The 10,125-nt window shown below is 53.2% G+C and carries 14 protein-coding genes; 7 read left to right on the top strand and 7 right to left on the bottom strand.

Going from position 1 to position 10,125, the window contains the following annotated elements; genetic code table 11:
- Nucleotides 1-330: ribosome maturation factor RimP (gene rimP / locus ABJQ89_RS17535; protein WP_348497447.1), on the bottom strand; the 330-nt coding region annotated here is incomplete at its 3' end.
- Between the two features lie 317 nt (nucleotides 331-647).
- The gene (gene pip, locus ABJQ89_RS17530) at nucleotides 648-1,622 is read right to left on the bottom strand and encodes a prolyl aminopeptidase (protein ID WP_348497446.1); all 975 of its coding nucleotides are present in this window, start codon (nucleotides 1,620-1,622) and stop codon (nucleotides 648-650) included.
- A gap of 59 nt (nucleotides 1,623-1,681) precedes the next feature.
- On the opposite strand from pip, the gene ubiG reads away from it, so the two are divergent.
- Entirely contained in the window at nucleotides 1,682-2,428 is a 747-nt protein-coding gene (ubiG, locus tag ABJQ89_RS17525; RefSeq protein ID WP_348497445.1) for a bifunctional 2-polyprenyl-6-hydroxyphenol methylase/3-demethylubiquinol 3-O-methyltransferase UbiG, read from the top strand.
- 19 nt (nucleotides 2,429-2,447) lie between these two features.
- Nucleotides 2,448-2,876: an RbsD/FucU domain-containing protein gene (locus ABJQ89_RS17520; RefSeq protein ID WP_348497444.1), complete on the top strand. Its 429-nt coding sequence runs from the start codon at nucleotides 2,448-2,450 to the stop codon at nucleotides 2,874-2,876.
- A 6-nt stretch (nucleotides 2,877-2,882) separates the two neighbouring features.
- Here ABJQ89_RS17520 and ABJQ89_RS17515 read toward each other — a convergent pair whose 3' ends face one another.
- Genes ABJQ89_RS17515 through ABJQ89_RS17500 form a run of 4 tightly spaced genes read right to left on the bottom strand, consistent with a single transcriptional unit; the run spans nucleotide 2,883 to nucleotide 5,170 of the window.
- Nucleotides 2,883-3,317: a MarR family transcriptional regulator gene (locus ABJQ89_RS17515; protein ID WP_348497443.1), complete on the bottom strand. Its 435-nt coding sequence runs from the start codon at nucleotides 3,315-3,317 to the stop codon at nucleotides 2,883-2,885.
- Nucleotide 3,318: 1 nt separating this feature from the next.
- The gene (locus ABJQ89_RS17510) at nucleotides 3,319-4,149 is read right to left on the bottom strand and encodes a carbon-nitrogen hydrolase family protein (RefSeq protein WP_348497442.1); all 831 of its coding nucleotides are present in this window, start codon (nucleotides 4,147-4,149) and stop codon (nucleotides 3,319-3,321) included.
- Complete coding sequence (gene grxC, locus ABJQ89_RS17505; protein ID WP_348497441.1) at nucleotides 4,149-4,406, bottom strand: glutaredoxin 3; 258 nt, start codon at nucleotides 4,404-4,406, stop codon at nucleotides 4,149-4,151. The genes ABJQ89_RS17510 and grxC overlap by 1 nt, the downstream gene beginning before the upstream one ends.
- Before the next feature lie 32 nt (nucleotides 4,407-4,438).
- Entirely contained in the window at nucleotides 4,439-5,170 is a 732-nt protein-coding gene (locus ABJQ89_RS17500) for a ComF family protein (RefSeq protein ID WP_348497448.1), read from the bottom strand.
- A 12-nt stretch (nucleotides 5,171-5,182) separates the two neighbouring features.
- On the opposite strand from ABJQ89_RS17500, the gene ABJQ89_RS17495 reads away from it, so the two are divergent.
- From ABJQ89_RS17495 to ABJQ89_RS17475, 5 genes are all read left to right on the top strand, one after another.
- Nucleotides 5,183-5,980 (top strand): SAM-dependent methyltransferase, encoded by a 798-nt coding sequence (locus ABJQ89_RS17495; RefSeq protein ID WP_348497440.1) that lies wholly within the window; start codon nucleotides 5,183-5,185, stop codon nucleotides 5,978-5,980.
- Nucleotides 5,981-6,035: 55 nt separating this feature from the next.
- The gene (gene hemH / locus ABJQ89_RS17490; protein ID WP_348497439.1) at nucleotides 6,036-7,100 is read left to right on the top strand and encodes a ferrochelatase; all 1,065 of its coding nucleotides are present in this window, start codon (nucleotides 6,036-6,038) and stop codon (nucleotides 7,098-7,100) included.
- A 189-nt stretch (nucleotides 7,101-7,289) separates the two neighbouring features.
- Nucleotides 7,290-8,213: an MBL fold metallo-hydrolase gene (locus ABJQ89_RS17485; RefSeq protein ID WP_348497438.1), complete on the top strand. Its 924-nt coding sequence runs from the start codon at nucleotides 7,290-7,292 to the stop codon at nucleotides 8,211-8,213.
- Entirely contained in the window at nucleotides 8,213-9,157 is a 945-nt protein-coding gene (locus ABJQ89_RS17480) for an MBL fold metallo-hydrolase (protein ID WP_348497437.1), read from the top strand. The genes ABJQ89_RS17485 and ABJQ89_RS17480 overlap by 1 nt, the downstream gene beginning before the upstream one ends.
- Nucleotides 9,154-9,606 carry a rhodanese-like domain-containing protein gene (locus ABJQ89_RS17475; protein WP_348497436.1) on the top strand — a complete coding sequence of 151 codons (453 nt, stop codon included), beginning with the start codon at nucleotides 9,154-9,156 and terminating at the stop codon, nucleotides 9,604-9,606. The genes ABJQ89_RS17480 and ABJQ89_RS17475 overlap by 4 nt, the downstream gene beginning before the upstream one ends.
- A 3-nt stretch (nucleotides 9,607-9,609) precedes the next feature.
- On the opposite strand, the gene ABJQ89_RS17470 is transcribed toward ABJQ89_RS17475, so the two are convergent.
- Nucleotides 9,610-10,059, bottom strand: a complete 450-nt coding sequence (locus ABJQ89_RS17470; protein ID WP_348497435.1) for an isoprenylcysteine carboxylmethyltransferase family protein — start codon at nucleotides 10,057-10,059, stop codon at nucleotides 9,610-9,612.
- Nucleotides 10,060-10,125 lie beyond the last annotated feature (66 nt).

Genomic DNA, 10,125 nt, shown 5'->3' with positions numbered 1-10,125 from the left:
TTCAATCTTGGCTTCATAACCTTCAAACGTCGCAAAGTCCTTAAGGCGCGTTAACGGACGGTCGATGCCCGGGCTGGAAACTTCCAGCGTATATTCGTCCAAAATCGGATCTTCGACATCAAGCGTCGCGCCAATCGCAGTGCTGATTTCAGCGCATTGATCGACTTCGATACCGCCTTCAGGACGTTCTGCCATGATTTGAAGCGTCGTTGTCTTGCCAGACATCAAACGAATGCGCACAAGTTCGAAACCCAGATCTTCGATCACGGGCGAGACAATCTCGGCGAGACGTTGGTCAATAGCTGCTTTAGCGATCAGATCGTTTGTCATAATTCTTCCAGCCTGTGGTCAGGCATACATTCAAGCACAAAAAAACGGGCGCGCGGCCCGTTACATCGTATCCGGTGGAGCGTTGGTTTGGACCCAGCCGCGCCGCTGTTGATTGGCATATAGCTAAGACAAAACGAATCCGCAAGGCCGTAAGTCGGAATGAAATAGAAACACCACTCTAGCTCGCGCTTTTCAGCTGTTGTTATTGAACACGCATAGAGATAGTTATCAATTCAGAAATACACTTTTAAAGTGCATCTCTTGTGTTTTAACGAGTCCAACAGGTTGGGGCCGCCTGCTTGCAGGCGGCCTTTTTGTTACAAACTTTCAGCAAATTGATCCATCGCACGTACCAACTCCGCACTAATGCCCGGTTCGCTCAGCGCATGCCCAGCGTTGCGAACAAAACGCAAATCGGCGTTGCGCCAACGCTTGGCGAGATCGTAAGCCGATTTAGGTGGGCAAATCATATCGTAACGGCCTTGCACAATAACGCCTGAGATATGTTTGATCCGATCCACATTTTCGAGCAACTGGCCATCTGATTCCAAAAACCCACCATGCACGAAGTAATGGTTTTCAAGCCGAGCAAACGCGCGCGCATAATCACCGGGCGCTTCGCCGCTTTGGCCATTTGATTGAATGGAGGCCAGCGCATTCTCCCATTTCGACCATGCTTTGGCAAAACGGGTTTCCAGCATCAGATCGCCACTAAACAATCGCTTGTGATAGGCCGCGATCAAATCGCCTTGCTCATCCTCGGGCACCAAACCAGAAAATTGCGCCCATTGTTCGGGCCAAAACTGCCCAGCGCCACCACCATAAAACCAGTCGAGTTCGCGCTGCGTCATCAAGAAGACTCCGCGCAGCACAATATGACGCACACGGTCTGGATGCGTTTGCGCGTAAATCAACGCAAGCGTTGCGCCCCAGCTGCCACCAAACACGACAAACTGTTCAACATCCAACACTGCCCGAATGCGCTCAATATCAGCAACCAAATCCCAGGAGGTGTTGTTCTTTACCGATGAATGCGGCTTGGAGCGGCCGCAACCACGTTGATCAAACAGAATAACGCGATAGACCTCTGGATCAAAATAGCGGCGCATCGCAGGGCTACACCCGCCCCCCGGTCCACCGTGCAGCACAATAACGGGCACCCCATCCGGGTTGCCGCATTGCTCGACATAAATGTTGTGCCCACCCGGCATTTCCATCATCCGTTGATCAAATGGATCAATCGGAGGGTAGAGATAGTGAACCGCGCTCTTTTGGCCTGAGATTTTATCCATATCCATCCTATATACCCCTAAAGGGATAGTTGCGCCCAGATGAGCACATGGAGACAGGAATGCAAGCCGCCCAAACAACCGTAGACCCATCAGAGGTCGCAAAGTTCGAAGCAATGGCCGCCGAATGGTGGGATCCAGCGGGTAAATTCAAACCGCTGCACATGCTTAATCCTTGTCGGCTCGATTATATCACCAGCCAAATCGCTGGCGAATTTGATCGTGATCTCAGCGCAGAAAACCCGTTTGCAGGGTTGCGCATTCTCGACATCGGCTGCGGTGGTGGTTTGTTGTCAGAACCTATGGCGCGCCTTGGCGCGACAGTTGTTGGCGCTGATGCCGCCGCTGGCAACATCCCAGTCGCGCAAATTCACGCGGAACAATCCGGCCTCAAAATCGACTATCGCCACACAACCGCTGAGGCCATGGCGGAAGCAGGCGAGCAATTCGATGTTGTCCTGAACATGGAAGTGGTTGAACACGTCGCTGATCCGCTTGCCTACCTCACAGCCTGTCAGCAATTGCTGAAACCCGGCGGCTTGCACATCTGCTCTACCATCAATCGAAACGCCAAGAGCTTTGCCGTAGCCATCGTCGGCGCAGAAGTCATCATGCGCTGGTTGCCAAAGGGGACACATGAATGGAACAAGTTCATCACGCCCGATGAATTGGCCGAGCTACTGACAAACTCTGGGGTCACACCCGTCGATCGCAAGGGGTTCGTCTTTAACCCGATCTTGTGGTCATGGAGCCTGTCGAGCCGCGATCTAAGCGTGAACTATGTCACCGCAAGCACCAAACCCGCCTAAGCCTAAACGGAGATTTCCAATGCTGCACAACATTTCGCCTATTTTATCCCCTGACATCTTGCACACATTGCGCGCCATGGGGCATGGCGACGAAATCGTCATTGGCGATGCGAATTTTCCAGGGACTAGCATGGGCAAGCGTTGCCATCGCCTAGATGGAATTTCGGCAACCGATTTGCTCGAAGCAATCGTGCAGCTTTTCCCCATCGATACATTTGATGATGCACCCCTCGCCGTGATGGAGGTGGTGGACGATCCGTCCAACATCCCCCCAATCGTTGGCGAGTTTCAGGAAATCATCGACAAAACTGCTGACAATCCCGCGCCTATCAAGGGCATGGAGCGGTTCAAATTCTATGAACGCGCCAGTAACGCATTTGCCGTCATTCAAACTGGCGAAACGCGCATCTATGGGAACATCATTCTGAAAAAAGGCGTGATCAGCTAATCGCGATCACTCCAACTTCTGGCGCAAGTCTCTAAGCGTCGGCAAAACAGCTTGCAGCTTGCCGTCGCCGAGACCGTCAACGATTTCCGAAATCACAGGGCTGATCCCTTCAAGCGCCGCATCGCGCGCTGCGCGACCAGCGGGGCTGATTGATACCAGTTTACGCCGTGCGTCATCCCAATCGGGACGAATATGCACATATCCTGCCCATTCCAGCTTGCCCAACGTGTTCGTCATCGCACCGCGCGTTAAATGAAAACTCTTAGCAAGCTGTGCAGGTGTGCGCTCAGCGGCTTGGCTGGCAAGTAAATTCAAAACCGAGAAATGCGAAATTTCCATGCCTTTTGGCAAAACGCGGCTCAGACGGCTGCGCAATAGCTGATCGACAGTCAAAATCTCGCTAAACAGCATAACTGCTAAAGCATTGGCATCATCAGCCACATTACGGACCTTCGAATTGGCGATCATGGCGAAGTGCCGCGATCTTACTCCGTGCTTGTGCCACTTTCATGCGGTCAATTTCAACAAAGACTGTACCAACATCTGTGCCACCATCGGCCAAAACCTCGCCCCACGGGGAAATCACCATGGAATGCCCATAAGTTTTGCGCGGTTTGCCAGCCGCGGTCGAATGTGTCCCGCACTGCGCAGGGGCCAGAATGTAACACCCCGTTTCAATCGCACGAGCGCGCAGCAATGATTCCCAATGCGCCTGACCTGTGACGGGTGAAAACGCGGCTGGCACAGTTAGAATTTCAGCACCAGCCTGCGCCAATGCGCGGTAAAGATAGGCAAAACGCACATCATAACAAATGCTCAAACCCAGCTTTCCAAACGGCGTATCGGTCACAACCGCACGATCACCGGGGCGATAACCATCAGATTCCCGATAGGTTTCTTCGGGCGTCACATCGACGTCAAACATATGAATTTTGTCATAACGCGCCGTGATCGCGCCGCTTGGGTCAATCACAAAGGACCGATTGGCGAAACGCCCATCCGCATCACCCGTCTTTAGCGCCAATGATCCAATCGACAGCCAAACACCCATTTCAGCCGCTAAAGCACGATAGCCAGCAAGCGACAGATCGTCTTGCTCAAGCTGCAAAACGGCGTTCTGATGTTTGCGACTAGAGGACACGCAATTGCTCACTTCCGGCGTCAGGATAAAACCCGCGCCATCGTGCGCCGCGGAACGTACCTGCGTAGAGATCCGCGCAAGATTTTCGCGCGGATCATCGCTCGAGGTGGTTTGGATGAGCGCCGCGAGCATCACGCAGCCAGCAGTGCGTCCAACTTACCGGCGCGCTCAAGGGCGTGCAGATCGTCGCTGCCGCCGACATAAACATCACCGATGAAAATCTGTGGAACAGTGCGCCCACCATTGGCCCGCTGCATCATTTCCATTTTGCGCTCTGGATCTTGGGACACGTCCACCTCGGCAAAGTTCACACCCTTTGACGTCAACAAACGTTTTGCGGCGTGGCAAAAGCCACAAAGCGGCGAGGTATAGATTTCAACAGGTTTCATGGCTTGCTTCCTTTTCTTAGGTTGAAAGCAACTTAGTCATCCTTTGCGACACGCGCTAGAGTAACGACACAAACATCGCTAGCTCGTGATCTAAGGCACGCTTCTGTACACGCAGCGAGCGTCGCACCAGACGTCATCACATCATCCACCAACAGAACTGGACGTCCTTCGATCAAATGCGCGCGCTTATGGTGAACGTTAATCGCACCCCTCAGCTCATCAAACCGTTCTTCGCGAGACTTCCCATCGAGCGTCGCAGTCTTACGATTGCGCACTAACAAATCAGGACAATACGATGCGCCAAGCAGATCAGACATAGATTTCGCGATCAGCGCTGACTGATTGTACCTGCGCTTTAACATGCGCGTCCAATGCAAAGGAACAGGCACGATCAACGTATCGTCGCGCATTATCTCGCGCGCGGCATTGGCGAGCCACTTGCCGGCAGGGCGCACGATATCATGACGATCTCCATATTTTAGCGCTAGGATAAGCGCACGGCTTCGCTCCTTGTAGAGCATCGCAGATCGACCCTGCGACCAAGGGCGGGCAGTTTGCATGCAGGGATCGCAACGATCGCCGCTTTGCACCTCACCATGCAGAGGCACACCGCACCCTTCGCAAACAGACCCCATGATAAAGGCGGTATCGCGCCAACATGTGCCGCACAAACCGTCGTCATTTGCCATCTGTTCACGACAAGAAAGGCATTCGGGCGGAAATACCGCATGTATCAGGGTTTGAAACCCAGCACTGCGCGCAATAAGACGGGATGTATGCAAGCTCCACCTCTCCTGACAGATCGCTCCGCGCTGATCCGCAATCGCCTTCGTGCCAGCGACACGTTCCTGCGCGACATTGCGCAAGAGGAATGCCTTGATCGCCTGAGTCTGGTTAACAGAGAGTTTACGAAACCTCTGATCATCGGACCTATCGCAGATATTCTGACAGGTGCTGAGCATATCGACGATACAGATACGCTGGCGATTTCGAACGCTGACTATGATCTCGTGCTGCATTTCATGTCACTGCATTGGGCCAATGACCCTGTAGGCCAAATCATCCAAAGCACCCGCGCGCTTCGTCCCGATGGACTATTCCAAGCGGTCTGTCTTGGCGGGCAAACCTTGAATGAGCTGCGCACTTCGCTTGCGCAGGCAGAGAGCGAAGTCGCTGGCGGCTTGTCGCCGCGCATCGCACCGATGGGTGAAATTCGCGATCTCGGCGCTCTCTTGCAACGTGCTGGCCTCGCTCTGCCCGTTGCTGACAGCATCACCGTTCGCACCAGTTATGACAGCGCCTTTCACCTGATGCGCGATCTCCGTCGCTTTGGTGAAACCAATGCCCTCAACGACCGCTTGAAGCGCCCGACGCGGCGCGCAGTCTTTGATCGTTGCGCGGAAATTTATGCAACGAACTTTGCCGAAGACGGTAAAATCATCGCCACCTATGAATTCATTTTTCTTTCCGGCTGGGCGCCCTCTGCCGATCAACCGAAACCCCTAAGACCAGGCTCAGCCACGGCGCGACTTGCCGATGCGCTGAAAACCACAGAAAACCCCCTAGGTGATTGACCACGCAAATAAATAGCCTATCTCGCCTAGCAACACGTCCTATCGGAGCGATCCAATGTCTGAAGCCAACATCCCAGCGACCTGCCCAGCGCATGCGCCAGCTGACCATCCTAAGTTTCCAGATGCCAAGGTTGGTATCCTGTTGGCCAATCTCGGCACGCCCGATGATACGGATTATTGGTCCATGCGTCGCTACCTCGGTGAGTTCCTTTCAGACACACGCGTAATCGATCTGTCCCCTTGGCTTTGGCAGCCAATTTTGCAGCTCATCATTCTGACAAAACGCCCCTTTGCGTCTGGCGCCGCATATCGGTCCATCTGGAATGAGGAGGCGAATGAAAGCCCGCTTCTGACAATCACCAAACAACAAACCACGGCAATGCAAGACGCCATGAAAGAACGCTACGGCGATCAAGTCATGGTCGATTACTGCATGCGCTACGGCAACCCTTCGACCAAGAGCAAGTTGCGCAAACTGATCGAAGCAGGCTGCACTAAGATCCTTTTCGTTCCGCTTTATCCGCATTACGCAGGCGCAACATCAGCAACAGCGAACGATCAATTCTTCCGCGCGTTGATGAAAGAAAAATGGCAGCCCGTTAGCCGCACGATTGAACCGTATTTCGAAAACCCGCTCTACATCGATGCGCTCGCGCAATCCGTAGAGCGCGCATATGAAAACACGGAAAAGCGGCCAGAGCTTTTGGTTTGCTCCTACCACGGTGTTCCCAAGCGATACCTGCTGGAAGGCGATCCATATCACTGCCACTGCCAGAAAACGACGCGCCTACTGAAGGAACGTCTCGGCTGGGACGACACCGAAATCGTCACAACCTTCCAGTCCAAGTTTGGCCCAGCCGAATGGTTGCAGCCCTACACCGTCAAAGAAGTCGCGCGTCTCGCAAGCGAAGAGAACAAGAAAAACATCGCAGTGATTGCGCCTGCCTTCTCAGCGGATTGCATCGAAACACTGGAAGAGATCAACGAAGAGATCAAAGAGAGCTTTGAAGAAGCGGGTGGCGAACATTTCACCTATATCCCTTGCCTCAACGATGACGAAGCGCACATCAAAGCGCTGTCGGACGTGATCGAAACCAATCTTCAAGGATGGCTCGAATAGAGCCTCCGCTCGCTTCGGCATAGCAGCACATCCAATAACGCGCGCAATGTGATCACCACTTGCGCGCGTTTTTTATGTCTTCACGAAATCCTATTTGCCGTTGAACTGGTGTTTTGTTCAAGCAAATGCTTGCCTCAACGCAAACAATCAATCATATTCTAATAAAGGAATTTATATGAGGCGATAAGCATGAGCCTATCTCGACGCGCGTTTCTTTCTGGCACCACTGGTTTCGTAGCAAGCGCCGCTTTGAGCAGCGTTCCGACACTTGCACATTCAGAAATGATGCTCGGAAACATACAGTTGGATGTCGTGAGCGACGGTTCACTCACCCTGCCCGGCAGCTTTATCTTTGAGACGATGCCAAAAGACGCGCTCGCGCCCATCTTGAACAAGCACAATCTGTCTGCTGACGTCTTAGAGCCACCGATAAACGTCACACTTATGCGCCACGGCGCTCGAACAGTTCTGTTCGATGTGGGCTCCGGTTCAGACTTTGCACCGAATTCTGGCATGCTGCTTCAATCCCTCGATGCGCTGGGCGTCGCGCCGGAGGACATCACAGACGTTGTCTTCACCCACGCGCATCCTGACCATCTTTGGGGTCTGCTTGATGATTTCGACGATCTTCTTTTTACCGAAGCCACCTATCAGATTGGTCAGGTTGAATGGGACTATTGGATGAACCCGAACACTGTAGACACCATTGGTGATGCGCGTGCGTCCTTTGCGGTGGGTGCTAAACGGCGTCTCGACGTCATCGCGGACAACATCAATCTGTTTAATGATGGCGACGAAATTTTGCCCGGCGTCGCTGCCCGCGCCACGTTCGGCCATACCCCTGGGCACATGGCCTTTGAGGTTAGACAAGGCGCGCAGGCGGCTATGATTTTGGGCGATTGCATCGGAAATCATCATGTCGCGTTCGAGAAACCCGAATGGGAATCCGGTTCAGATCAGGATGCAGAAACAGCTGCGCAAACACGTCTGCGATTGCTGGATCAACTTGCTCACGAGAAAACCCTCATCATTGGGTATCACCTAATCGGGAACGGCATTGGCTACGTCGATAAATCGACGTCTGGATTTACTTTTGTTGCAGAGGACACGTAATGAAACATTTGGCTCTCGTTCTTGGACTAATAGCCTGTCCGGTCTTCGCAAGCGAAGATATCCCAGATCAATATCCGGCCTCTGTGCTCTATTCCAAACCTGTGGAAGTTATCCCAAATGTCTTTTCAGCGATCGGCGCAACGGCGCCATCAACGTATGAAAACGCAGGCCACAACAACAACCTGAGCTTCATCGTTACCGACGAAGGCGTCGTTGTTGTGAATGGCGGCGCCTCTTATGAATTGGCCGAAGCCTTGCACGCAGAGATCAAGGTCATCACCGACCAGCCTGTGAAAGTTGTTTTCAACGAAAATGGCCAAGGCCATGCGATGCTTGGAAACTCCTACTGGGCCGAGCAGGGTGTGGAAATCGTCGCTCATATTGATGCCGCGCACGAATTCGAAGAAAACGGCGACCGGTCTTTGAACGGCGCAAAAGCGCGCGTGAAAGAGAAGGCTGCAAAAACCACCGTCGCCTTGCCGACAACAACCTTCGAGGACACATATGTCGTCTCGCTTGGTGGTCTGGACATTCACGCTCTCTACCTAGGGCCCGCACACAGCCCCGGCGATATCGTCGTGTGGTTACCGCAAAAAAGCTTAGTGATATCTGGCGATATGGCGTTCCACGAACGCATGCTTCCAGTGTTCGAACATACGATGACCGCCGAATGGATCGAAACGTGGGAAAATGAATTCGAAGCGTTGAACGCGACCTACGTTATCCCCGGTCACGGACATCCCACGAACATGGATCAAGTACGCCGCTACACGCTGGATTACTTGGTTTATCTGCGCGGCAAAGTCGGTGAGCATTTGGACAACGGTGGCGGCTTGGCCGAGGCCTATTATGTCGATCAAAGCCCCTATGCTCATCTCGATACGTTCGAAGAACTCGCCACCAGAAACGCAGGTCGCGTTTATGAACAAATGGAATTCGAATGAACGTTTGGCCAACAAATAGATCGCTGCTCAAGAAGCTAGGTTTGCTCCTTTGCGCAGGGGCGGCTGCGACGGTGATCCTAGTCGTTTCAACGGCAGTTGTGTTCGCAGAGCAAACACCACAAGAGGCTTTCGCTGATTACACCGATTTCGCCACATACGACGCAGGCATCATCCTTCCTTCGCAGATTACTGATGATGTGGTTGATAGCTTTGTCTTCATCGACACACGCACCGCGGAAGAGTTTGACGAAGAAACCATCGAAGGCGCACTAAATATCGAATGGCGCGAGGTCTTTTCGCGCGTTGATGAAATCCCGACTGAGAAAAAGGTCGTCCTCTTTTGCAACACAGGCGCCTTATCCGCACAGACGGCCTTTGGACTGCGGGTCATGGGCTATGAAAACGTGCTGATCCTTCAGGGCGGATTTCAAGATTGGAAAGCGCGCTAACGCCTAAACCCAACGGCGGGTTTGTTCGAAATAGCGCTCTGCCTCAGCGCCAAAAGCGTCGCGCAAGCGTTGCTCCTCTGGACCGGCAAACCGTGTATCCAAAACCCGCCAAAGCACATAGGCCATCGCCAAACCAACCATCGATCCATGGCCCAGCGCCGATGACAACGTCAGCAAAACCAATGCCAGATAAATCGGATTGCGCGACAATCGGTAGGGCCCTTCAACGATCAGTGTTTTGGGCTGGTGATGCGGCTCAATCGGGGTCTTCTTTCGAAAGAACCAGATTGCAGACCACCCGATCATGCCCAGCGCCGCGACAAGAAGAGCCCAAGACACAAAATTCAAAATCGCCCAATCCACATGCCAATTCGGCAGCAGCGTCTTAGCAAGATAAATGAGCACAATACTGCCAAGCCACCAAAGCGGTGGGAGATCGGGAAATCCCTTCACCTACTGCGCCGCCTTAGGGATACGGGCCAGTTGGCATTGCTCCCAGAGCGCGCCAAGCGTGTCAGT

The organism is Planktotalea sp., assembly GCF_039984035.1.
In the GTDB taxonomy this organism is placed as follows: Bacteria; Pseudomonadota; Alphaproteobacteria; order Rhodobacterales; family Rhodobacteraceae; genus Planktotalea.
This window is presented reverse-complemented; position numbering and strand designations above follow the sequence as displayed.

Excerpts from the sequence above, each read along its gene's own strand:
- pip (WP_348497446.1), bottom strand. The coding sequence starts at position 1,622 with ATGGATAAAATCTCAGGCCAAAAGAGCGCGGTTCACTATCTCTACCCT.
- ubiG (WP_348497445.1), top strand. The coding sequence starts at position 1,682 with ATGCAAGCCGCCCAAACAACCGTAGACCCATCAGAGGTCGCAAAGTTC.
- ABJQ89_RS17520 (WP_348497444.1), top strand. The coding sequence starts at position 2,448 with ATGCTGCACAACATTTCGCCTATTTTATCCCCTGACATCTTGCACACA.
- ABJQ89_RS17510 (WP_348497442.1), bottom strand. The coding sequence starts at position 4,149 with ATGCTCGCGGCGCTCATCCAAACCACCTCGAGCGATGATCCGCGCGAA.
- grxC (WP_348497441.1), bottom strand. The coding sequence starts at position 4,406 with ATGAAACCTGTTGAAATCTATACCTCGCCGCTTTGTGGCTTTTGCCAC.
- ABJQ89_RS17495 (WP_348497440.1), top strand. The coding sequence starts at position 5,183 with ATGCAAGCTCCACCTCTCCTGACAGATCGCTCCGCGCTGATCCGCAAT.
- hemH (WP_348497439.1), top strand. The coding sequence starts at position 6,036 with ATGTCTGAAGCCAACATCCCAGCGACCTGCCCAGCGCATGCGCCAGCT.
- ABJQ89_RS17485 (WP_348497438.1), top strand. The coding sequence starts at position 7,290 with ATGAGCCTATCTCGACGCGCGTTTCTTTCTGGCACCACTGGTTTCGTA.
- ABJQ89_RS17480 (WP_348497437.1), top strand. The coding sequence starts at position 8,213 with ATGAAACATTTGGCTCTCGTTCTTGGACTAATAGCCTGTCCGGTCTTC.
- ABJQ89_RS17475 (WP_348497436.1), top strand. The coding sequence starts at position 9,154 with ATGAACGTTTGGCCAACAAATAGATCGCTGCTCAAGAAGCTAGGTTTG.